Annotated in this window: 21 protein-coding genes; 19 read left to right on the top strand and 2 right to left on the bottom strand. The window is 36.5% G+C overall.

Features of this window, described 5'->3' with window-relative positions:
- The first annotated feature begins 54 nt into the window (after nt 1-54).
- From PQQ29_RS13000 to PQQ29_RS12985, 4 genes are all read left to right on the top strand, one after another.
- Entirely contained in the window at nt 55-378 is a 324-nt protein-coding gene (locus PQQ29_RS13000; protein ID WP_003764048.1) for a YxeA family protein, read from the top strand.
- A 23-nt stretch (nt 379-401) separates the two neighbouring features.
- Complete coding sequence (locus PQQ29_RS12995) at nt 402-605, top strand: hypothetical protein (protein WP_003764046.1); 204 nt, start codon at nt 402-404, stop codon at nt 603-605.
- A 317-nt stretch (nt 606-922) separates the two neighbouring features.
- Nucleotides 923-1,759 (top strand): lipoyl-[GcvH]:protein N-lipoyltransferase, encoded by an 837-nt coding sequence (gene lipL, locus PQQ29_RS12990; RefSeq protein ID WP_003764044.1) that lies wholly within the window; start codon nt 923-925, stop codon nt 1,757-1,759.
- 23 nt (nt 1,760-1,782) lie between these two features.
- Nucleotides 1,783-3,105, top strand: a complete 1,323-nt coding sequence (locus tag PQQ29_RS12985; protein ID WP_003764042.1) for an HD domain-containing protein — start codon at nt 1,783-1,785, stop codon at nt 3,103-3,105.
- 38 nt (nt 3,106-3,143) lie between these two features.
- On the opposite strand, the gene PQQ29_RS12980 is transcribed toward PQQ29_RS12985, so the two are convergent.
- On the bottom strand, nt 3,144-3,329 hold the full coding sequence (locus PQQ29_RS12980) for a 2-hydroxymuconate tautomerase (RefSeq protein WP_010991343.1): 186 nt from the start codon (nt 3,327-3,329) through the stop codon (nt 3,144-3,146).
- A 73-nt stretch (nt 3,330-3,402) separates the two neighbouring features.
- Here PQQ29_RS12980 and PQQ29_RS12975 point away from each other — a divergent pair, with 73 nt between their 5' ends.
- From PQQ29_RS12975 to PQQ29_RS12955, 5 genes are all read left to right on the top strand, one after another.
- On the top strand, nt 3,403-4,056 hold the full coding sequence (locus tag PQQ29_RS12975) for a site-2 protease family protein (RefSeq protein ID WP_003764039.1): 654 nt from the start codon (nt 3,403-3,405) through the stop codon (nt 4,054-4,056).
- Between the two features lie 77 nt (nt 4,057-4,133).
- Nucleotides 4,134-4,583, top strand: coding sequence for a YwiB family protein (locus tag PQQ29_RS12970; RefSeq protein ID WP_003723610.1), 450 nt, complete (start codon nt 4,134-4,136; stop codon nt 4,581-4,583).
- Entirely contained in the window at nt 4,580-6,250 is a 1,671-nt protein-coding gene (gene argS / locus PQQ29_RS12965) for an arginine--tRNA ligase (protein WP_010991342.1), read from the top strand. The genes PQQ29_RS12970 and argS overlap by 4 nt, the downstream gene beginning before the upstream one ends.
- A gap of 366 nt (nt 6,251-6,616) precedes the next feature.
- Nucleotides 6,617-7,153, top strand: coding sequence for a DNA-directed RNA polymerase subunit delta (rpoE, locus tag PQQ29_RS12960; protein WP_003728401.1), 537 nt, complete (start codon nt 6,617-6,619; stop codon nt 7,151-7,153).
- A gap of 365 nt (nt 7,154-7,518) precedes the next feature.
- Nucleotides 7,519-9,117, top strand: a complete 1,599-nt coding sequence (locus tag PQQ29_RS12955) for a CTP synthase (RefSeq protein WP_010991341.1) — start codon at nt 7,519-7,521, stop codon at nt 9,115-9,117.
- 49 nt (nt 9,118-9,166) lie between these two features.
- On the opposite strand, the gene PQQ29_RS12950 is transcribed toward PQQ29_RS12955, so the two are convergent.
- A complete protein-coding gene (locus PQQ29_RS12950) occupies nt 9,167-11,479 on the bottom strand; it encodes a GW domain-containing glycosaminoglycan-binding protein (protein ID WP_187983854.1) in 2,313 nt (770 codons plus the stop codon).
- A gap of 315 nt (nt 11,480-11,794) precedes the next feature.
- Between PQQ29_RS12950 and PQQ29_RS12945 the strand changes: the two genes are divergently transcribed.
- From PQQ29_RS12945 to PQQ29_RS12900, 10 genes are all read left to right on the top strand, one after another.
- On the top strand, nt 11,795-12,715 hold the full coding sequence (locus PQQ29_RS12945) for a diacylglycerol kinase family lipid kinase (protein ID WP_045554268.1): 921 nt from the start codon (nt 11,795-11,797) through the stop codon (nt 12,713-12,715).
- A gap of 168 nt (nt 12,716-12,883) precedes the next feature.
- Complete coding sequence (fba, locus tag PQQ29_RS12940) at nt 12,884-13,738, top strand: class II fructose-1,6-bisphosphate aldolase (RefSeq protein ID WP_003764027.1); 855 nt, start codon at nt 12,884-12,886, stop codon at nt 13,736-13,738.
- Nucleotides 13,739-14,060: 322 nt separating this feature from the next.
- Nucleotides 14,061-15,344, top strand: a complete 1,284-nt coding sequence (locus tag PQQ29_RS12935; RefSeq protein WP_187983855.1) for a glycosyltransferase family 4 protein — start codon at nt 14,061-14,063, stop codon at nt 15,342-15,344.
- Complete coding sequence (locus PQQ29_RS12930; protein ID WP_003772260.1) at nt 15,337-16,362, top strand: glycosyltransferase family 4 protein; 1,026 nt, start codon at nt 15,337-15,339, stop codon at nt 16,360-16,362. The genes PQQ29_RS12935 and PQQ29_RS12930 overlap by 8 nt, the downstream gene beginning before the upstream one ends.
- A gap of 4 nt (nt 16,363-16,366) precedes the next feature.
- Nucleotides 16,367-17,440 carry a lysylphosphatidylglycerol synthase transmembrane domain-containing protein gene (locus PQQ29_RS12925; protein WP_187983856.1) on the top strand — a complete coding sequence of 358 codons (1,074 nt, stop codon included), beginning with the start codon at nt 16,367-16,369 and terminating at the stop codon, nt 17,438-17,440.
- 116 nt (nt 17,441-17,556) lie between these two features.
- Nucleotides 17,557-18,828 (top strand): UDP-N-acetylglucosamine 1-carboxyvinyltransferase, encoded by a 1,272-nt coding sequence (locus PQQ29_RS12920; protein ID WP_010991336.1) that lies wholly within the window; start codon nt 17,557-17,559, stop codon nt 18,826-18,828.
- 114 nt (nt 18,829-18,942) lie between these two features.
- Complete coding sequence (gene rho, locus PQQ29_RS12915; RefSeq protein ID WP_003772265.1) at nt 18,943-20,214, top strand: transcription termination factor Rho; 1,272 nt, start codon at nt 18,943-18,945, stop codon at nt 20,212-20,214.
- 80 nt (nt 20,215-20,294) lie between these two features.
- The gene (locus PQQ29_RS12910; RefSeq protein WP_010991335.1) at nt 20,295-21,242 is read left to right on the top strand and encodes a glycosyltransferase family 2 protein; all 948 of its coding nucleotides are present in this window, start codon (nt 20,295-20,297) and stop codon (nt 21,240-21,242) included.
- Nucleotides 21,239-21,676 (top strand): cell wall teichoic acid glycosylation protein GtcA, encoded by a 438-nt coding sequence (gtcA, locus tag PQQ29_RS12905; RefSeq protein WP_010991334.1) that lies wholly within the window; start codon nt 21,239-21,241, stop codon nt 21,674-21,676. The genes PQQ29_RS12910 and gtcA overlap by 4 nt, the downstream gene beginning before the upstream one ends.
- A gap of 14 nt (nt 21,677-21,690) precedes the next feature.
- Nucleotides 21,691-23,184 (top strand): DUF6056 family protein, encoded by a 1,494-nt coding sequence (locus PQQ29_RS12900; protein ID WP_187983857.1) that lies wholly within the window; start codon nt 21,691-21,693, stop codon nt 23,182-23,184.
- Nucleotides 23,185-23,241: the final 57 nt, after the last annotated feature.

The raw sequence follows: 23,241 nt of genomic DNA, 5'->3' as shown, positions 1-23,241 counted from the left end.
TTTTTTGAATCTCCCCTATAATAAACCTATCAACAAAAAAGGACGGTAAAAACAATGAAAAAGGGACTTTTCGGTTTACTGGCTGCAATTTTTGTATTAACAATGGTTGTAATTGAATTTTCGGCACCAGTTGGATCAGCAGCAAATACATATTACGTTACAATCAAAAACGATGGAAAAGAAGTTACCAAGTCAAAGTTCAAAGGGTATTCTTTCCGCGAATCGTGTCTAGATAATCAAGGAAACAGTCACAAAGTTAACTTCATGTCAACTACACAACTTAAAAAGAACAAACAGTATAAAATCGTCGTTCAAGACAACGAACTACTCGTTCAAGCCAAGGAAATAAACAGTGTTCCACTTGCAAGTAGTAAATAAAAATTAGAAATGAGGAATTGAAAATGAATAGTTTTTGGAAAATATTTTTTACAGTTATTTTAGGATTTATTGCACTTAATATCGTACTTGATATTGTTGGAATTACACTTCACTTCTTATTCCCAGTCCTTGTATTAGGTGGAATTGGATATTTACTTTATCGCATGTGGGGAAATTCCCCGAAACATACAAGTCAACGCGACAATAAAGACCGTTACGACTGGTAATCTTTTGCTAAATAAGCTCCCTAGGCTTTTAGATATACAGAACCTAATTTCTTTTACAGAAGTTAGGTTTTTTTGTATGGTAAGTTTGTTATAATAAGGTAAAGGAAATGAGGCGATGAAAATGAAAAAAGATATAATTACCAAATCTATTGTTATATCAATCATTACTGCCCTAGTTTTCAACATCAGACGTAAAAAAGTAAAATAAGTACAGAAAAATCAAAAATAACGATTAAATGGCTATTTTAAGCCGTTTGTAACTAAAGTCGGAACGGATATGCTATAATAACAAAAAGAAATTCTTGGAGGACATAGAGATGGACATTGAAAATACACTACTAAAGCAAGAAGCATGGCGTTTCATTGATAACACGACAATCAATCCAGCTTTTGATGCTATTCAATCTTTTGCGACTGACGATACGTTATGTCGTTCAGTTGGAGCAAGAATGGTGCCGCCCACTGTTCGAGGCTGGGTTCATGAAAAAACAGTTTCCCTTGGAATACAAGATTCCAAGTTACCGGATATAGATAAAGGAATTGCTTTTTTGCAAGAACAAGGTTATCGAGTCGTTGTGCGCAATTCCGGTGGTTTAGCGGTTGTGCTTGATTCAGGAGTGCTTAACTTGTCAATGGTACTTCCAGATGCCGAACGTGGAATTGCGATTGAACGAGGTTACGAAACCATGTTTACCTTAATTAAAGATATGTTTGTAGATTGTAATGAAGTAATTGAAGCGAAAGAAATTGTGAATTCTTATTGTCCTGGAAGCTATGATCTTAGCATTCAAGGGCAGAAATTTGCTGGTATTTCACAGCGCAGAATGGCTAAAGGCGTCGCTGTTCAAATTTATTTAGCTGTTGAAGGTGACCAAGCCGCGCGCTCGGAACTAATTCGTGATTTCTATACAATCAGCGGAAAAGATAAGCAAACCAAATACAGTTTTCCAGATGTAAAGCCAGAAGTTATGGGTACATTGTCAGATTTAATGAAAGAGAATATGACTGTTAATGGATGTTTAGTACGATTATTTAATAGTTTGCGTCATTATGCAGGAAAACTTGAATCAGGTACCCTGACACCAGAAGAACTCGATTTATTTCCAGCCTACTATGAACGTTTAATTGCCCGAAATGATAAAGTGCTTTCTTAAATTACATAAAAGGAGAGGGTAGCGTGAGTTATTTAACGGAAAAGTTAATTGAAGAAAAAGTGTTCAAAGATCCTGTTCATGGTTACGTACATGTTTCTGATAAGTTAATTTGGGATTTAATTGCAACAAAAGAATTTCAGCGGTTGCGACGAATACACCAATTAGGCACGACTTCGCTTACGTTCCACGGAGCCGAACATAGTCGTTTCAATCATTCTTTAGGTGTGTATGAGATTGTTCGTCAAATTATTGATGTGACTTTTGCAAAAGAACCACAATTAGATTCTGAAGAACGAATGGTTGCTTTATGTGCCGCGCTTTTACACGATTTAGGTCATGGTCCGTTTTCTCATGCGTTTGAGAAGGTTTTTGGCACGGACCATGAGGAGTATACACAAGCGATTATTATTGGTAATACAGAAGTTAGCGAAGTGCTTTCGCGAGTTAGCGATGATTTTCCACTCAAGGTTGCCTCGATTATTAAGAAAAACTATCCTAATCAAACGCTAGTCAAGTTGATCTCAAGCCAAATTGACGCAGACCGAATGGATTACTTATTACGAGATGCGTATTATACAGGGGTTAGTTATGGGAAGTTTGATTTAGAACGGATTTTACGAGTGCTTCGACCTAGCCCTGATGGTAATGGAGTTATTGTGAAGTACTCCGGAATGCATGCTGTGGAAGATTATATTATGAGTCGTTACCAAATGTATCAGCAAGTGTATTTTCATCCAGTGAGCCGTAGTGGGGAAGTATTGTTATGGAAAATCCTCGAACGAGCGAAGAAGTTGTATTGCGCGGGTTATGATTTTAAAGTCTCACCCATTCAAGTTTTACCGTTTTTTGTAAATGAAGTGAGTTTAAAAGACTATATTGTGCTTGATGATATTGTTTTAATGTACTATTTCTCAATTTGGCAAGAGGAAACGGATCCGATTTTGAGCGATTTATGCAGCCGCTTTTTAAATAGAAGATTGCTCAGGTATCTTAATTATAATCCGAAAGAAGATGCCGAACTATACGCTGAATTAAAAGGATTGTTAGAAAAAGCTGATATCGATCCCTCGTACTATTTAGTAGTTGATTCCTCTAGTGACCTGCCGTATGATTATTATCTTCCAGGCGTTGGTGGTGGAAAAGAACCTATAAAACTGCTCATGGGAAATGGCGAACTGCGTGAACTGTCGACTGAATCACCAGTTGTTGAGGCAATCGGGCGGGAACGTCGAACAGACATCAAGCTATATTATCCGCTTGACTTCATTGAAAGCGGACGAGTGGAGCCGGAGATAGCAGAAAGAATGATTTCATTAATTCATGCGCATTCATTAAAAGAAAAATAAAAGAAGCAAGGCGATTAAAACCTTGCTTCTAGTAATGCTTAAATATCAGATTTTCTTACGCCGCCAACACCGTAATCAGTTTTTTTCATTTCTTCTAAAATTACGTGAATATTTTCTTTTGGCGCCTTTAGGTTTTTAGAAACTACGTCAGTTACTTCGCTGACTAAAGCTTTCTTTTGGTCATCACTACGACCTTCTAAGAATTGAATGGTAACAAATGGCATTTTCTCACCTCGATAAAAGTTTTTTTCATTATAGCACATAAAAATTACTCTATAAAAGATAAAGGAGGCGCTTATGCCTAGTTTTCTCGCTTATCCACTTGAAATGATACCTTATGTTGTAGTTACACTTTTAATTGCCTTTACGATTCACGAATGGGCGCATGCGTTAGTAGCTCTAGCGTTTGGGGATGATACCGCAAAAAATCAAGGTCGTTTATCCCTAAATCCACTTGTACATATTGATTTGTTTGGCTTATTAATGATTTTAATTGCTGGATTCGGTTGGGCGAAACCAACCCCAGTCAATCGTTTTAAATTAAAGAAAAGACGTCTTGGTAGTATTCTTGTCACTCTTGCTGGTCCGGTAAGTAACCTTCTACTAGCAATGATTGGTGTTGGTTTGTACGCTCTTTTTCTGAACTATGCATTTTTCACTTACGGTTCAGTTACGGAAACGTTTTTAATGATTTTTGTGCAATTAAATCTTGTTTTATTTGTATTTAATTTAATTCCAATTCCACCGTTAGATGGTTACCAAATATTAGTAGAATTCTTACCGATGTCAGCTAGAGCTAAACTTGAGCCAGTGGAACGCTATGCAATGCTTATTTTCTTAGTTATAGCTTTAACACCAATTTCCAATTTTACTATTCAACCAATTTTCGACACTGTTATTCCGTTTGTTTTTGATATAATATTGATGATTTTCGGACTATCAGCATTTTAACCTGTTGCTTTTCATGCTATTTTTCACTATAATATAATGCGTCTATTCTTCTGACCGGAAAGGGGTAAATAAGCGATATGACAGCCAATCAAATGGAACGAAAAAAAGTAACTATTCATATCACCAATGTCATCCGTCAGATGGATGCAGAAGAGAAATCCGATATGTCTGTTTCGGGTGTTTTCTACCGCGATAAAGGGAATCGCTATCTGCATTATGAGGAAAAACAATTAGCTGGAACGATTCGCACGGTTCTTAAAATTGCTGACAACGAGCTGCTTTTAATGAGAAGCGGTGCCGTAAATATGAGAATGCACTTTTTCCGAGATAATAGGAGAAGTACTGCTTCTGTTGATTCAGGGGCGGGGAAATTACAATTAGAATCAGAACTAGTATCAATGGAAGAACTATATGAAAATAAGCCGGATGTGCTTAGTGAAGTTGCATTTCAATATGATTTGCTTAGTCACGGCGAATACATCGGCTCATATACTGTTTTAATGAAAATAGAGGAGGACGCAGAATGAATGTCATGCAAGAGAACCAAATCAAACTAATTGAACATATCAAACAAGCAGTTGTTCAAGCGGTTGGTTTAGAAGAAACAGAAGTACCAGAAATTTTACTCGAAGTACCAAAAGACAAGAAGCATGGAGATTATTCGACTAATATTGCGATGCAGCTTGCTAGAGTTGCTAAGAAAGCGCCTCGTCAAATTGCCGAAAGTATCGTTCCTGAGTTAAAAAAAGACACCAAATTAATTAAAGAAGTAGAAATTGCTGGACCTGGTTTTATTAATTTTTATTTAGATAATGCTTATTTAACAGATTTAGTACCAGTCATCTTAACTGAGGATAAAAAGTACGGAGAATCAGATTTCGGTAAAGGTGAAAAATTCCAAATTGAATTCGTTTCCGCTAACCCGACTGGCGACTTACATCTTGGGCATGCCCGTGGAGCTGCAATTGGAGATTCTCTTGCAAACATTATGAAAATGGCCGGATTTGATGTTTCCAGAGAATATTATATTAATGATGCTGGGAATCAAATTAATAATTTAGTTCTTTCAGCAGAAGCGCGCTATTTTGAAGCGTTAGGCTTAGAATCTGAATTTCCAGAGGATGGTTACCGCGGTTCAGATATTATCGCACTTGGGAAAGATTTAGCCGCTAAATACGGCGATAAATATGTGAATGCTAGCGAAGAAGAGCGCCGTTCCGTTTTCCGTGTAGATGCACTTGCATTTGAAACAGGAAAACTACGGGCAGACTTAGAAGAATTCCGTGTTTCTTTTGATGAGTGGTTTTCAGAAACGTCATTATATGAAGAAAACAAAGTATTACCTGCCTTAGAACGTTTACGCGAAAATGGCTATATTTATGAGCAAGATGGAGCTACTTGGTTAAGAACAACTGATTTTGAAGATGATAAAGATCGAGTTTTAATCAAATCAGATGGTAGCTACACTTATTTCTTACCAGACATTGCTTATCATTTAAATAAATTAGAGCGTGGTTTCGACGTATTAATTGATATTTGGGGAGCGGATCATCACGGTTATATTCCGCGGATGCGTGCTGCGATTGAAGCGCTTGGTTACTCACCGAATCAATTAGAAGTAGAAATCATTCAGCTGGTTCACTTATTTGAAGATGGCGTGCAAGTTAAAATGAGTAAACGTACTGGTAAATCTGTTACAATGCGTGACTTAATTGAAGAAGTTGGTCTGGATGCGACGAGATATTTCTTTGCAATGCGTAGTTCTGATACTCATATGAACTTCGATATGAGTTTAGCAAAATCAACGTCCAACGATAATCCTGTTTATTATGTACAATATGCCCATGCGAGAATTTCTAGTATTTTACGTTCTGGCAAAGAGCAAGGCTTGGAAGTTTCAAAAGATGCTAATATGAGCCTTTTAGAAACTGAAGCAGAATATGACTTATTAAAAGTATTAGGTGAGTTCGCAGATGTTGTTGCTGAAGCCGCAGTAAAAAGAGCGCCACACCGTATCGTTCGCTACTTAAATGATTTAGCGACAGCATTCCACCGTTTTTATAATAGTAATAAAGTGCTCGATATGGATAACCTAGAAGTTACAAAAGCGAGACTAGCACTGATTAAAACAGCACAAATTACCCTTCGAAATGGTTTGACCCTTCTTGGTGTATCTGCACCAGAAAAAATGTGATATCCTAAAAATATAGGTTACTCGTTGACGTCATAACCAAAATGTACTAAAGTTAAAAGAAACATAGGTAATTGAAAAAAACGGGGAGAGCATATGATGAAGCGATTAATAATTTTGGCGCTGCTTTTCGTGTTTCTGTGCGTCGCAGTCTATATTCTCTACGACTTTCAACTTGGATCAATCCCAATTCTTTTAATGGCCATCCTATTCTTTTACATCGGATATAAAATAGTCAAGAAGAATTGATGTAATTAAGAAAATTTAGGTTGTACTTGCCAGAAATAACATGTAAAATAGTGAAGTTGGGCTGAACGAAAAAATAACAGCTAAATAAATTGGAATTACGATAGAAAGGGCGTGCCAGTTTTGGATTTAAAGAACTTAACGCAAGAAGAACGTAGTGAACTATCTTTAATTGATGTTGCACATTTTATTTTGGAACAGCGGAAAGAAACCATTCTTTTCCCTGAATTAGTGAAAGAGATTCAAGCGTTCCTAGGTTTGAAAGATGCAGAAATAAGGGAGCGTCTTGTTCAATTTTATACAGATATGAATATTGATGGTAACTTCATTTCACTAGGAAATAATACGTGGGGACTTCGTGCATGGTATCCAATGGATGCAATTGATGAGGAAGTTCAAACGCAAACAACTCCGAAGAAAAAACGTAAATCAGATGATGATGACGATGAAGATGAAGAAATCCTGGACGATGACGTGGACTACGATGATGAAGAAATCGTGGAAGAGCTTGGTGAAGAAGAAATCTCTCTTGCGGATGTCTTACTTGATGAAGACGAAGATGACGATGACCACTTGCCAGACGGTATCGAAGGCGATTTAGCTACAGTAGAAGATGATTATACTGATGGAGATTATACAGAAGACCCAGAAGATAAATAATAACTAAATGTTAATCAGATAGATACATCCATTTTTATGGAAAGCGTCTATCTGATTTTTTTTAACGTATTTAATGGGTTGATGGCGGTTTCAAAAAATAAAGGCTTGACTTATCTCGCTATCATTAGTAGTATTTTATTTGGGCTCCCTTTTATAGGGACGGATATTTATGAGAATCAGCGCTCCCTTACTTTTAAAAAGTAGGCGGAGTGTTTTTTATTTTGGTTTACAAAATACTTGAAATTGTGATTAGTACGCTAGCAAGATAATCACAATATTGTTTTATCTGGCAATTTCCCACCCCAGCAGGAAAATCGTCAGACCCTGCAAGTTTTTCATTTCAGGAAGGAGTAGATTTTTTTAACATGACAAAGTATATTTTCGTTACAGGTGGCGTAGTTTCGTCAATCGGAAAAGGAATCACAGCAGCATCGCTCGGACGTTTGCTGAAAAATCGTGGACTTAGTGTTACCATTCAAAAATTTGATCCATACATTAACGTGGATCCAGGAACAATGAGCCCATACCAACACGGGGAAGTTTATGTGACAGATGATGGCGCAGAAACAGACCTAGACCTTGGCCATTACGAACGTTTTATCGATATTAACTTAAATAAATACAGCAATGTAACAACTGGTAAAGTTTACTCAGAAGTTATTAAAAAAGAACGTCGCGGGGATTACTTAGGTGGAACAGTGCAAGTTATTCCACACATTACAAACGAATTAAAAGATCGTGTTTTCCGTGCAGCTCGCATGACCAATTCAGATATTATTATCACAGAGATTGGTGGAACTGTAGGAGACATCGAATCATTACCATTCTTAGAAGCAATTCGTCAAATTAAAAGTGATGTTGGTGCGGAAAACGTACTTTACATCCACACAACTTTAATTCCTTATATCAAAGCAGCTGGTGAAATGAAAACTAAACCAACTCAACATAGCGTTAAAGAACTTCGCAGTCTAGGAATTCAACCAAACATTATCGTTGTTCGTACAGAGCAACCAGTTTCTCAAGAAATGAAAGATAAGATTGCGCTATTTTGTGATATTAAAGCTTCAGAGGTTATTGAATCTCGTGATGAAGAAACACTTTATAACGTACCGCTTTCTTTACAAAAACAAAAAATGGATGATATTGTCCTAGAACACTTGCAATTAGAAGCACCGCAAGCTGAAATGACTGATTGGAAAAACTTAGTACACCGCGTGAAAAACCTATCCAAAAAAGTTCGTATCGGTCTAGTTGGTAAATATGTATCCTTACAAGATGCTTATCTTTCTGTAGCAGAAGCACTTCGTCATGCAGGATATGAGCACGATGCGGAAATCGAAATCGACTGGATTGATTCCGAAAAAGTAACAAAAGAAAATGTTGCTGAAATCATGAAAGACGTTGATGGTATTTTAGTTCCTGGTGGTTTTGGAGATCGTGCCATCGAAGGTAAAATTGCTGCTATCGAATATGCACGCGTAAATAAAGTGCCTTATTTTGGTATTTGTTTAGGTATGCAACTAGCAACAGTCGAATTTGCTCGTAACGTGCTTGGTCTTGAAGGAGCGCATTCAGCAGAAATCGAACCAGAAACAAAACATAACATCATTGATTTATTACCAGAACAAAAAAATATCGAAAACATGGGTGGAACACTTCGTCTAGGACTGTATCCAGCACGTATTAAGCAGGGCACTAAAGCTGAGGCTGCTTATGGTACAACTCTTGTAGAAGAGCGTCACCGTCACCGTTATGAGTTTAATAACGAATATAGAGAACAAATGGAAGAAGCTGGCATGATTGTGTCTGCAACGAGCCCAGATGGCCGCCTAGTTGAAGTAGTTGAATTAGCTGACCATCCTTGGTTTGTCGCTTGTCAATATCACCCAGAATTCATTTCCCGTCCAAATCGTCCGCAAAGCTTGTTTAAAGATTTTGTTGGTGCTGCGCTTAATAACAAATAAGGTAATAAAAAAATCTCCCAGCCATTTATGGCTGGGAGATTTTTTATTATTATTTAGTAGCACTAAGGTTCGAAGCTTTTGTCCAACCAATAAAGGTGGAGCTTGTTCTTATTCGATACCAAAGTTGTCCTTCGACCGTTGCTTGTTTATCCACGGTGAGTTTTTGACCTTTGTAAGCAGCTAAAGTGCCCCATCTAACATCCGCATCTACAACAGGAACTTTGTAGTACGCTTCGTTTACTTTGTTCGCAATCACATAGCGAGTTAAATTAGTATCTTTCTCCATGCTTTGCTTATAGAACGTATCAAGTGCACGAGTATCAACCCAACCGATTACTTTCCCATCAATACTAAATTGATACCACGTAGTAATTACTGTTTTAGCTTCGCGCAGGATACGCATGTTTTTACCTTGGTAGACCGAAAGTTGATTAACAAGTTTAGAGCCTTCTGTTCTGTATGGTTTCGTCCAAACAGCGTTGCCTGGAGCAGTTTTCACTCTAGCATAGGCTGTAACACCTTTATCATATTCGATTGCATCGAATGGAGGGGTAGTTGTTAAGTTTTCAGCTTTAGTCCAACCGATAAAAGTAGTGCTTGTTCTAACGCGGTACCAAAGTTGACCTTCAACAGTCGCTTGACTATCTACGGTTAACTTCTCATTTTTATAAGTTGCAAGTGTACCCCATTTGACATCTGAATCAGCTACTGGAACTTTGTAGTAAGCTTCGCCTGTTTTATTGGCAGTGACATAACGAGTTAAATTAGTCGATTGCTCCATGCTTTGCTTATAGAATGTATCAAGTGCACGAGTATCGACCCAACCGATTACTTTTCCATCAATGCTAAATTGATACCAAGTAGTGATTGGTGTTTTAGCTTCGCGCAGGATTCGCATGTTTTTGCCTTGATAGACCGAAAGTTGATTAACAAGTTTAGAACCTTCCGTTCTGTAAGGTTTCGTCCAAACAGCATTGCCTGGCGCCGTTTTTACTCTAGCATAGGCTGTGACACCCTTATCATATTCGATTTTATCAAATGGAGAGGTAGCTGTTAAGTTGGATGCTTTCGTCCAACCAATGAAGGTAGACCCAGCTTTTACACGGTACCAAAGTTGACCTTCCACAGTTGCTTGTTTATCGACGGTTAGTTTTTCGCTTTTATATGTGCCTATAGTGCCCCATTTGACATCTGCATCTACAACCGGAACTTTGTAGTACGCTTCACCTGTTTTGTTGGAAGCGACATAGCGAGTTAAATTAGCATCTTTCTCCATGCTTTGTTTGTAGAACGTATCAAGTGCACGAGTATCGACCCAACCAATTGTTTTGCCGTCGATGCTAAATTGATACCAAGTAGTGATTGGTGTTTTGGCTTCGCGTAAGATACGCATGTTTTTTCCTTGGTAGACAGAAAGTTGATTTACAAGCTTTGAACCTTCAGTTTTGTAAGGTTTTGTCCAAACGGCATTGCCTGGTGCTGTTTTTACTCTAGCGTAGGCTGTTACTGCTTTATCGTATTCGATTTTATCATAAGTAATTTTGCCGCTTTGAATTGCTTTGTATTTTTCATTAATCAACGTAACAAAACTGTTGAAATTATAGCCCCATTGGTTGAAATAACCTACAGGATCGGTATGTGTAGTTCCACCTAAATAGCGTGTAACTGCATCATGAGACCAAATTGTTCCTTTACCATCACTGTGCGCACTATCCACTGGAAGTTTATATTGATCCAATAGGTAGGCCGCATAATAAGCATAATTATTGATAGAGCGTGCAAATTCATCAAATGTCTTCGAACGAACTAATTCCACTTGGATAAAACGAGCGTTGGCATATTGACCTGCTCCCCATACCCCATTTTCAGTTGGGTGGATTTGAATGATACGAGATTTATCTACAAATGAATGAACGAATGCATTATTGTAGTTTCTGCTCATATAACTAATTTCGCCCTCAATAGTGGATGAATTATTTGCTGTTTCATGAATGACGACGCCTTCTGGTTTCCCGTAACCATTACGGTAATTAAATTTAGGGAATTGGCTTTTTAATTGTTTTTCAATGGAAGCTGTTGAAAATTTATTCGATTTAATATAGGCATTTACATCAGGATATCCTGTTGTGGCGCGAAGTAAAGATGTTGTCTTTAGTACGCTATTAGTTTCATCTTCAAAGCCGTCATGTTCTTCCGTAGCAGTTCCATCCCTAATGCCTTGGGGAATGTAAATAGATTGATCATCTACCTTTTGTACTGTTTCGATGGAAGAAGCACTTGCTTTCTCTGTAATCAAGGTAGCGGACGTGCCAATTAAAGCAAGGCCTGCAATAACAACTGCCGATTTTACTAATTTTTTCAAATTTTAAATCCTCTCCTAACTGCTATATTTATTGCTAATAAATAAAATTATTCTACATTAATTATGACAACACGTTAAGTGGTAGTCAATGACTAAAAGCAACAATGAACCTAATTGCACATGTTTTTTAATGTAAAAGTAATATAATTAAAAAATGGGGCGAAAAATGTAATTTAAAACATGATGAAAGATGTAATTTGTAATAGGTATAAAGGCTCGTTTGGCGACTTGCTCCCACATCCAGTCAAACAAGTTGACATCGCCCATTTAAAATAGGAAACTAAACAATATCTAAAGGAAAGAGGGAGCAGCAATTTGCAGAAGAAAGCGATGATTATATATAACCCAGCAGCGGGGAAAAATAAATTCAGAAAATTACTTCCAGATGCCGAAAAAATTTTAACAAATGCGGATTTTGAAGTAACTTTAGTCCCGTCAACACCAGCGCCAAAAAGCACAACTTTAATCGCGAAACAAGCAGCAGAAGCAGGGTATGAAGTAGTGATTGCAGCAGGTGGAGATGGAACTGTGAATGAAGTTGTTAACGGACTAATGCAAGTAGAGAAAAGACCAAAATTAGGTATCTTGCCAGTAGGTACAACAAACGATTACGCAAGAGCACTAAATTTTGCAAAAGATCCGCTAGAAGCGCTTCAAATAATAGCTAAGCAAGAAACTATCCGAGTAGATATTGGAAAAGCAAATGAGACGGAATTTTTTATTAATAATGCAGCAGGTGGACGAATTACGGAAATAACTTATGCGGTAAAAGAATCAATGAAGTCTAAATGGGGCAGACTTGCATATCTCTTTAGTGGATTAACCGTTCTTCCTAAGTTGTCCCCTGTTAACGTTGAAATAACTTACAATGAAGAAACTTTTAAAGGTGAGATATTACTATTTTTCGTAAATAAAACTAATTCTGTTGGCGGGATGGAAACGTTATGTCCACCAGCTCAATTAAATAGCGGTATGTTTGAGCTTTTAATTTTAAAGAAGGTTTCTCCTAAAAAATTATTCCAATTATTTGCTTCTATAAAAAAAGGGACACATCTAAATAGTCCTCATGTTATTCATGCCCGTACAAATAAAGTTACTATTAAAAGTGACGCAGATTTAAATGTAAGTTACGATGGGGTTTATGGTGGAAAAGCGCCTTATACGTTAGAGGTGATTCCAGAAGCGTTAGAAGTATTTGCTGATGAAAAAAGAATTTCAGCCCGTCTTAGAGGCTAAAGCGTTTTCACCAGAAAAATTTCTAGTTTTTATGGTAAATTCATCACAAATCTGTTATCATAAGTTTGTTAGGGGAAAATAGCTGCCACTATTTTTCACGGCGGAAATTCAAATCTTAGGGGAAATCAAAAATGGTTTTCCTAAATTCCTGAGGGAGGAAATTGTATTATGCCTATCGTTAACATGACAGACATGCTGAAAAAAGCATTAGCTGGAAAATATGCTGTTGGTCAATTCAACATCAACAACCTTGAATGGACTCAAGCTATTTTGAAAGCTGCAGAAGCAGAAAAATCACCAGTTATTTTAGGAGTTTCTGAAGGAGCTGCTAAATACATGGGAGGATTCAAAACAGTTGTAAAAATGACTGAAGGACTTGTAGAAGACCTGAAAATCACTGTACCTGTTGCGATTCACCTTGACCATGGTTCAAGCTTTGATTCTTGTAAAGCAGCTATCGATGCAGGATTCTCTTCTGTAATGATCGACGGCTCTCACCACCCAATTGATGATAATATTGCAATGACTAAACAAGTTGTTGATTATGCGCATGCTAAAGGCGTATCTGTAGAAGCTGAAATTGGAACTGTTGGTGGAGATGAAGACGGCGTTACTGGTGGAATCAACTATGCTGATCCACAAGAATGTTTACGTGTTGTTAAAGAAGCTAACATTGATGCACTTGCTGCAGCATTAGGTTCTGTTCACGGTCCTTACCACGGCGAACCAGTTCTTGGTTTTGACGAAATGAAAGAAATCTCCGAACTTACAGGTGCTCCACTTGTACTTCACGGCGGTTCTGGAATTCCTGAACACCAAATTAAAAAAGCAATTGAACTTGGTCACAGCAAAATCAACGTTAACACTGAATGCCAAATCGTTTGGACTGCAGCTGTTCGCGAAAAATTAGCTACTGATGACAAAGTTTATGATCCACGTAAAGTAATCGGCCCTGGTGTGGACGCGATTATCAAAACTGTAACAGAAAAAATTCAAGAGTTTGGTTCTAACGGTAAAGCGTAAGACGAACTTTATGATGATATAAAAAATAACTGGTTAGAATCACTTGTTGATTTGGCCAGTTATTTTTTATGTAAAGTTTAAGTACTTATAGAAGGAAATTAATTATCGTTATCAAGATGAATATGGTATGATAACTATAGCTTTCGGTCAAAAGAAATCAAGATTTGTAATTTCCCGATTAAAAATCATGCTTCAGGCGCATGTTTTATCTAGATAAATGAGCCATAATGTAGTTAGTTATGTGATACGACTTACTATAGTTATGTTATAATAGTATATTAAATGATGAATGAACCAACGAGGAAGAGAGTAGGCGATAGTAATGAATATAGGGATTTTTACGGATACCTACAGTCCGCAAATTAGCGGTGTAGCTACATCGATAATGATTATGGAAAACGAACTAAGAAAACAAGGGCACACTGTATATATTTTTACAACGACGGATCCTAACGCTGATAGAGAAAGCGAAGAAGGACGTGTGTTTCGTTTACCTAGCATACCGTTTGTCTTTTTTCCAGAACGTCGCGTAGCAATTGCAGGAATGAATAAGTTTATTAAGCTAGTAGGTCGCTTAAATTTAGATATTATCCACACACATACAGAGTTTTCATTAGGTCTTTTGGGTAAGCGAATTGCTAAAAAATATAATATTCCATCTATCCATACCTACCATACAATGTATGTTGATTACTTGCACTATATCGCAAAAGGTAAAATTTTAACGCCTTCAATGGTTGGCAAAATGACAAAATCTTTTTGTGATAGCTATGATGCCATAATCACTCCAACTGCAAAAGTAAGACATCACTTAGAAGAGCAAGACATTCATAAATTAATGTATACAGTTCCAACTGGTACAGATATTTCGTCATTTGCTCCGGTTGAAAAACAGCGAATTCTGGATTTGAAACAATCACTTGGAATTGAAGAAGATGATTCTGTAATTCTTTCGCTTGGAAGAATTGCTCATGAAAAAAATATCGATGCCATTATTAATGCGATGCCAGAAGTCCTTGAAACGAAACCTAATGCAAAACTAGTGATTGTTGGAGACGGGCCGGTACGCAAAGACTTAGAAAAATTAGTAGAAACCAAACAATTAGAAAATCATGTTATTTTCACAGGGGCAGTTGACTGGGAAAATATTAGTTTATATTATCAATTAGGCGACTTATTTGTTAGTGCATCAACGACCGAAACACAAGGGTTAACTTACGCAGAAGCAATGGCGGCCTCGCTACCAGTTGTTGCAAAACGTGACGGAAGTATTGAAGGCTTTTTAGCAGATAAAGAAACAGCCTTTTTATTCGATAAAGACGAGGAACTAGCAAGCCTATTAATTAAAATATTTTCTGATAAAGAAATGGCGACTTTAGTAGCTACAAATGGAAGAGTAAAAGTAGAATCAATTTCCGCGGAACAATTTGGCATCAATGTTGAGTCTACATACAATGAGGTTCGCGAAATATACCGTGTAAAGCGACAAAACGGCACGATTAAAGTAAAGCCGACATTAATAAAAAGTAAAATTGCTTCTCAAGTATTTTCACTTTCGTCCTCTACGCACGTACAAAGGAAAGAGAGGTCATCGCGGCGTGATTAAGTTGACAATGCTATCTTCAGCAGAAAAAGTAAAAGGACAAGGTGTAGCATCAGCTTATCGCGAACTTGTGAATTTACTAGAAGAAAGATATACAAATGAGATTGATATGAAGATTAATAGTTTTGAGAAATCGGATATCACGCATTATCATACCGTTGATTTCCGTTTTTTTCTTTCGACCTTTTTTAAGAAGAAACGCGGAGTGCGAGTTGGTTATGTGCACTTTTTGCCAGAAACAATGGAAGGTAGTTTGAAATTGCCTTGGATTGCTCGCGTTGTGTTTTATAAATATTTAATTAGTTTTTATAAGCGAATGGATGAAATAGTTGTTGTTAATCCCTCGTTCATTCCAAAATTAACTGCATATGACATCCCGGAAGAAAAAATCCATTATATACCTAATTTTGTCTCGAAAAAAACTTTTTTCCCAATTTCTACGGCAGAAAAAAAGCTTGCTCGTGAAAAATATGGAATTCCGGCTGATAAATTCACCGTAATTGGGATAGGTCAAGTTCAACATCGAAAAGGTGTACTCGACTTTATTGAAGTGGCAAAACAATTACCGCATATCCAGTTCGTGTGGGCGGGAGGATTTTCTTTTGGGAAGATTACTTCGGGCTATGAAGAACTTAAGAAAATTTATGATAATCCGCCAGCAAATGTGAAATTTATTGGCATTGTCGATCGTTCAGAAATGAATGCTTGTATTAATATGGCGGATTTATTCTTTATGCCATCGTATAATGAGCTGTTTCCAATGGCGATTTTAGAAGCAATGAGCGCGGATGTTCCTATTTTGCTTCGAAATTTAGAATTATATGAAGAAATTTTAACTGGCTATTATGTAAAAGAAGTTGATAATCCTGGTTTTATACGGGCTATAGAACGCTTGGAACATGATACTGATTATTATAACGAAATGTTGCAAGCTGCTAAAGAGGGCGCAACCTATTATTCAGAAGATCGTTTGGCAAAAATATGGTTTGCCTTTTATCAAGGATTATTAACGAAGGAGTGAGCATATGAGTGGAGGCGCGAAGAAGAATCTATTTAATATAGCTATTGTACTGGCGATTAGTATCGGCTTCATTATTTGGCAATTTCAAGGCGTAGATATTTCCACATTCTTTGCTTCGATGTTAAAAGTCAATCCGTGGTGGCTTCTAGGAGCATTTGCGGCGATGTTTGTTTATTGGTTTTTAGAAGCAGTCGTTTTACAAACCGCTTCAAAGCCTGCAAATAAAGGCCAACGATTCTTTTCTTCTTTTCGGATAACGATGATTGGTCAATTTTTTAATACGATTACTCCGATGGCAACGGGTGGGCAACCGGCACAGCTCGTAATGTTAACCAAACAAGGCATGGATGCTGGACGAGGAAGTTCTGTGTTACTCGTGAAATTTATTATTTATCAAGCGATGGTTGTACTTAATTTTTTAGTTATTTTGATTTTCGGTATTCATTACTTGATGACAGGGGTAACGCAACTTAAATTTCTTGTTTTGCTTGGTTTTGGCGTCCACGTGGTAGTTATCGTAGCCTTAATTTTAGTCGGTAGAAGTCAGAAATTCACCACAAAATTAGTACATGTGCTATTACTTCCGACTAGATTATTTATGAAAAAAGAAAAAGTCGCGAATTTAAAAAATACACTAGACGAAAAAATTATTACTTTCCATGAAGAAAGTAGTCGGATTGGGAAAGATTGGAAATTAATTGTGCGCTGTTGTTTTTATACGACGCTCCAATTATGGATATATTTCTCGATACCTTTCTTCATTTTACAAGCAATTGGTGTAACTGGCATTGGGCTGTATATGGCGATTACTTATCACGCCTTTATTATTATGTTTGCTACTGTTATGCCAACTCCTGGAGGCGCAGGTGGTGCTGAGTATACATTTACGTTGTTGTTTGGTATGTTGCTTGGACCAGCAAAACTATTGATGGCGCTCGTTTTATGGCGAATTATTACCTATTATAGTTGCATTGTTTTTGGGGCAGGAGCCTTATTAATTAAAGATACAGCTTCTAAAAAAATCAAACCTCATATAGAAGCATTAACAAAAGCGCCAGTAAAAAATATTTCGTCGTAATGAAAAGCTTGGAATGAACTGTTCCCGGCTTTTTTTGAAGAAAGAATCTTGCAAAGTAAAACAATTTAATGGATAATGAAAAAGTATTACATGCTTCAGGAAAGAAGGGTACATTTGTGACGAATAAATTGATTATACAAGGTGGCAAAAAATTAGCCGGAACTTTGCAAGTAGACGGTGCAAAAAATAGCGCAGTTGCCTTGATTCCAGCTGCAATTTTAGCGGAATCTGAAGTAGTTTTAGAGGGTTTACCAGATATTTCAGATGTTTATACACTTTATGATATTTTAGAAGAACTTGGCGGCAGTGTCCGTTATGATAATAAAACAGCGGTAATTGATCCAGCAGATATGATTTCTATGCCACTTCCAACAGGAAATGTGAAGAAATTGCGTGCGTCTTACTACTTAATGGGAGCAATGCTAGGTCGGTTTAAAAAAGCAGTTATCGGGCTTCCAGGTGGCTGTTATTTAGGTCCGCGTCCAATTGATCAACACATTAAAGGTTTTGAAGCATTAGGCGCAAAAGTAACGAATGAACAAGGGGCTATTTATTTGCGGGCCGATGAATTAAAAGGAGCTCGTATTTATTTAGACGTTGTAAGTGTAGGTGCGACTATAAATATTATGTTAGCAGCTGTTCGCGCAAAAGGAAAAACAATTATTGAGAACGCTGCAAAAGAACCAGAAATTATTGATGTTGCAACGCTTCTTTCCAATATGGGAGCGATTATTAAAGGTGCTGGGACAGACACTATTCGAATCACTGGTGTGGAGCATCTTCATGGCTGTCATCATACAATTATCCCTGACCGAATTGAAGCAGGAACATTTATGGTACTTGCCGCAGCATCGGGAAAAGGCGTACGAATTGAGAATGTTATCCCAACTCATTTAGAAGGAATCATCGCAAAAATGACAGAGATGGGAATTCCGATGGATATTGAAGAAGACGCTATTTTTGTTGGGGAAGTAGAAAAAATCAAAAAAGTAGATATTAAAACATATGCGTATCCAGGTTTTCCGACTGACTTGCAACAACCGTTAACGGCACTTTTAACCCGTGCAGAAGGTAGCAGCGTTGTTACTGACACGATTTACCCGAGCCGTTTTAAGCATATAGCTGAGATTGAGCGAATGGGCGGGAAGTTCAAGTTAGAAGGTCGATCGGCGGTTGTAAGTGGGCCTGTTAAACTCCAAGGTTCTAAAGTTACAGCAACTGATTTACGTGCCGGAGCTGCTCTAGTTATTGCGGGGCTTTTGGCGGAAGGAACAACAGAAATTCATGGTGTTGAACATATCGAACGCGGTTATAGTAAAATTATCGAAAAGCTTTCTGCAATTGGCGCTGATATTACTCGTAGCACTGCAGCAGAAACTAAATTATAAAAAAAGAGAGGCTGAGCGAATCAGTTCGCTTCAGCCTTCCCTCGATTTCACCTCATTTTCCACTTATTCCTAAAAACTTATAAAATATTATTAACTCAAAAAGGTGGTACACATATGGCAAAACTGTCCATTGCATACTTAGAAAGTTTAACAATAAAAGATATTTACGCTTTGGCAAAAGAACATAAAATTGCATATTATAGCAAACTAACAAAAAGAGAACTTATTTTTGCTTTACTAAAATCAAATGCCGAAAAAGAAGGTTTCTTTTTTATGGAAGGCGTTTTAGAGATTATTCCGAATGAAGGTTTTGGTTTTTTACGGCCAATTAATTATTCTTCTAGTTCGGAAGATATTTATATTTCGGCTTCTCAAATTAGACGTTTTGAATTAAGGACTGGGGATAAGGTTTCTGGAAAAGTACGTCCTCCGAAAGAAAATGAACGCTATTTTGGCTTGCTACATGTGGAAGCAGTTAACGGCGAAAATCCTGAAGTAGCCAAAGAAAGAGTGCATTTCCCAGGACTTACTCCGCTTTACCCTGACCGTCAAATTCATTTGGAAACTGGAAAAATGCCAATTTCGACGCGGACAATTGATTTGATTTCGCCAATTGGTTTTGGGCAACGTGGACTGATTGTAGCGCCACCAAAAGCAGGTAAGACTGTTTTATTAAAAGAAATTGCGAATGCGATTACAACTAATCATCCTGAGTCTGAACTGATCGTTTTACTAATAGATGAACGACCTGAAGAAGTAACTGATATTGAACGCTCTGTAAAAGCGGATGTTGTTAGCTCTACCTTTGATGAAGTTCCAGAAAATCATATTAAAGTAGCAGAATTAGTACTGGAACGTGCGATGCGTTTAGTAGAACAAAAACGAGATGTTGTTATTTTAATGGATAGTATTACTCGATTAGCAAGAGCCTATAACCTTGTCATTCCGCCAAGTGGTCGTACACTTTCTGGTGGTATTGATCCAGCTGCTTTCCATCGTCCTAAACGCTTCTTTGGTGCAGCACGTAATATTGAGGAAGGCGGAAGTTTGACTATCCTTGCAACAGCACTAGTTGATACCGGTTCACGAATGGATGATGTTATTTACGAGGAATTTAAAGGTACTGGTAACATGGAATTACATCTTGACCGACAACTTGCTGAGCGCCGCGTCTTTCCTGCTATCGATATGCGCCGTTCTGGAACAAGAAAAGAAGAATTGCTCTTATCTAAAGAACGCTTAGAACAACTTTGGAAAATTCGAAAGGCAATGCCAAAACAAAGCGATGGATTAGATATTTCAGAACGCTTTGTCAGATACCTGAAAAAAACCGAAAACAATGAAGCGTTTTATGAATTATTACAAGAGGAAATGTTTAAAAAATAAACCAAACCTGTACTTTTCTTATTAATTTTGATACTATCATTTGTAGGGTAATGAGCGAAGTAATAAGAAGGAGAAAGATAATGAAACTAATTACAATATCTGTTCCTGCATATAATGAACAAGAATCCGTTGTTAAATTGTATGAAACTATTGTCGAAGTAATGGGAGCTATTAAAGATAAATATACGTTTGAGTTATTATTTATTAATGATGGTAGTAAAGACAATACGCTGGAAATAGTAAAACAGTTACATGAAAAAGATGATCGAGTAGGTTTTGTGGATTTATCGAGAAATTATGGGAAAGAAATAGCAATGGCTGCTGGTTTTGACTATGCCAAAGGTGATGCTGTTATTACTATGGATGCAGACTTACAACATCCACCAGAGTTGATTACACAAATGGTTGAGCTCTGGGAATTAGGTTATGAAGATGTTTATGCAAGACGAAATAAACGTCACGGAGAAAGTTGGTTAAAAAAAGCAACATCAAAATCTTATTATAAGATGTTACAAAAAGTAACTAAAACGCCGGTTCTACCAGATACTGGTGATTTTCGTTTGCTTGATCGACGTTGTGTAGATGCTATAAAAAAATTAAGAGAAACTCAACGTTATACAAAAGGGCTTTACAATTGGATTGGATTTAAGAAAGTAGAAGTGACTTTTGATGCTGCGCCGAGACATGCTGGTGAAACAAAATGGAATTATCGTTCATTGATTAATTTAGCTCTTGAAGGAATCACATCCTATACCACATGGCCTCTAAGATTGTCTACTATTGCCGGTTTTGCAATATCACTTGGAACGTTTATTTATTTGATTTACATCTTAATTAAAACATTAATTATGGGTTCTAACGCTAGTGGATTCCCGACATTAATGATTACAATACTATTTTTAGGTGGAATTCAATTAACAAGTATAGGTATAATTGGAGAATACTTAGGCAGAATTTTTAATGAAGTGAAAAAACGGCCGCTTTATTTTGTAGAAGAATATAACGGAGAGAAAGAAGATGTCAAATGAGTAGAGTAAGGCAGTTGCTAGACAAATTACCATGGTATACAGACAATATACATAGTATTTTGATGTATCTAATTATGGGTGGATTTACAACACTTATAAATATTGTAACTTTTTGGTTATGTACAGATGTATTAAACTGGGATTATAGAATTGCGAATACTATAGCATGGGTAGCATCTGTACTGTTTGCATATTTTTCTAATAAAAAATATGTCTTCGAAAGCTACACACCTACTTGGAAAGAAAAGGCGAGAGAAGTATCCTCTTTCTTTGGCTTTAGATTTTTAACATATATTGTTGATTTCTTAGTAATGATTCTGTTAATTAGTGGACTAGGAATAAATGAACTATGGGCAAAGATATGGACAAATGTAATAGTATTAATATTAAATTATGTATTTAGTAAATGGATTATTTTTAAAGTGAGAAAATAAAGGGATGTGTATCTATGATAAATAGCATAAAAAAAGATGGCGTCAAGATTGGAATTTTTAGTTTTATTGTTTTTTTGTTTTACTTATATCTGTCTTATTGTACCCCGTTAACTCATGATGACTGGACTTGGGGCATACGACTTGGAATGAATCGTTTTTATGATGGTTTTAAAGACTATAATGGTCGTTATTTTGGTAATATATGTGAATTAATAATTACTAGAGTAGATTGGTTCCGCTTTTTAATCATGGGAGTATTTGGAGCTGCAATAGTAGTAATACCCCTTTTAATTGCAAAAGCAACAAAGTTAACTATCGCTTTTCTAAGTCTATTCTTGATGCTAGGTGTTTCCAGTGATATGTTTTCTTCTACTTTTGCGTGGGCAGCTGGTTTTGCTAACTATAATACTGCAACGATTTGTATTTTAGTATATTTACTAATTGTGAAGAATATTTTTTATGAAAAAAATCCTAGTTATTCAGTTTGGTTGGTAATATTTGCTGTTCCACTTGGAATTGGCTCTCAATTGTTTGTAGAACATGCTACAATTTATAATGTATTTGCTGGTGCGTTTGTTATAATTTATAGCTTTATGAAATTTAGAAAGTTCTTTTATTTCCATATTGTATACCTTATTTCAGCCCTCATCGGAGCAGTTATAATGTTTTCTAATGGTGCCTATGTAAAAATATTTACTGGCGCAGATAATTATCGAACAATTGATACTGATATGGGAATTTTTGAAAAAATTTATTCAATTTTCTCAACTAGCATGTATAAGTTTTTAATTATGAACAATATTTTATTGAACTTTGCATTGGCTATATTTTGTATTTTCTTGTTAGTGAAAATTGGAACTAATCTACCTATTTGGAAGGTATGGGTTAAAAACATTTTCATGGTAATACTAACTATATATCCTTTCTATCGACCACTTATTGTTGATAGAATGCAGTTAAGTATTTTTACGGATGTAGCTAAGACTTCAGAACTTGAAGCTTGGATTTCATTATTATTTTACTTAACTATTCTATTTACTATCATTTTATTTTTCCGAAAGAGTTCTTTAAAAGTGGAGCTAAGTTTTTATCTAATTTCTGCAGTATTCGTTGCAGGACCGTTATTCTTTGTAACTCCTTTTGGATCAAGATGTTTTATTATTTCCTATACATTTTTTGTTTTATTTATTATACGACTTCTTGTTTATTTTGTGGATGAGAGATATGTTAATCTAAATGCTATCAGTGTTCCGATTATAACGCTTTCTTTATCTTTAGTAGTCGCGTATGGTATTATTTTTGCTCAAATAAAAATATCTGATAATGACAGAATGGATAGTATTCAAAAACAAATTGACGAAGGTAAAAAAGTGGTAACTGTTAAACCACTAAAACATGAGAAATTCTTATGGAATAGTAGGTTAATGATTCCTGGATTCCAAGCAGATAACTTCAAGATTTTCTTTAACTTACCTAAAGATATAGAACTTAAAAATGCGCCTAAGTAAAAATTAAAGCAAATGGATTATCTAAAGCACAAAAATAATCTTGCTTGTTTGCTTCAA

Source organism: Listeria innocua, from assembly GCF_028596125.1.
In the GTDB taxonomy this organism is placed as follows: Bacteria; Bacillota; Bacilli; order Lactobacillales; family Listeriaceae; genus Listeria; species Listeria innocua.
The sequence above is the reverse complement of the archived record's forward strand: the minus strand, read 5'-3'. Positions and strand labels throughout refer to the sequence as shown.

Excerpts from the sequence above, each read along its gene's own strand:
- PQQ29_RS13000 (WP_003764048.1), top strand. The coding sequence starts at position 55 with ATGAAAAAGGGACTTTTCGGTTTACTGGCTGCAATTTTTGTATTAACA.
- PQQ29_RS12995 (WP_003764046.1), top strand. The coding sequence starts at position 402 with ATGAATAGTTTTTGGAAAATATTTTTTACAGTTATTTTAGGATTTATT.
- lipL (WP_003764044.1), top strand. The coding sequence starts at position 923 with ATGGACATTGAAAATACACTACTAAAGCAAGAAGCATGGCGTTTCATT.
- PQQ29_RS12980 (WP_010991343.1), bottom strand. The coding sequence starts at position 3,329 with ATGCCATTTGTTACCATTCAATTCTTAGAAGGTCGTAGTGATGACCAA.
- PQQ29_RS12975 (WP_003764039.1), top strand. The coding sequence starts at position 3,403 with ATGCCTAGTTTTCTCGCTTATCCACTTGAAATGATACCTTATGTTGTA.
- PQQ29_RS12970 (WP_003723610.1), top strand. The coding sequence starts at position 4,134 with ATGACAGCCAATCAAATGGAACGAAAAAAAGTAACTATTCATATCACC.
- argS (WP_010991342.1), top strand. The coding sequence starts at position 4,580 with ATGAATGTCATGCAAGAGAACCAAATCAAACTAATTGAACATATCAAA.
- PQQ29_RS12955 (WP_010991341.1), top strand. The coding sequence starts at position 7,519 with ATGACAAAGTATATTTTCGTTACAGGTGGCGTAGTTTCGTCAATCGGA.
- fba (WP_003764027.1), top strand. The coding sequence starts at position 12,884 with ATGCCTATCGTTAACATGACAGACATGCTGAAAAAAGCATTAGCTGGA.
- PQQ29_RS12935 (WP_187983855.1), top strand. The coding sequence starts at position 14,061 with ATGAATATAGGGATTTTTACGGATACCTACAGTCCGCAAATTAGCGGT.
- PQQ29_RS12925 (WP_187983856.1), top strand. The coding sequence starts at position 16,367 with ATGAGTGGAGGCGCGAAGAAGAATCTATTTAATATAGCTATTGTACTG.
- rho (WP_003772265.1), top strand. The coding sequence starts at position 18,943 with ATGGCAAAACTGTCCATTGCATACTTAGAAAGTTTAACAATAAAAGAT.
- PQQ29_RS12910 (WP_010991335.1), top strand. The coding sequence starts at position 20,295 with ATGAAACTAATTACAATATCTGTTCCTGCATATAATGAACAAGAATCC.
- gtcA (WP_010991334.1), top strand. The coding sequence starts at position 21,239 with ATGAGTAGAGTAAGGCAGTTGCTAGACAAATTACCATGGTATACAGAC.
- PQQ29_RS12900 (WP_187983857.1), top strand. The coding sequence starts at position 21,691 with ATGATAAATAGCATAAAAAAAGATGGCGTCAAGATTGGAATTTTTAGT.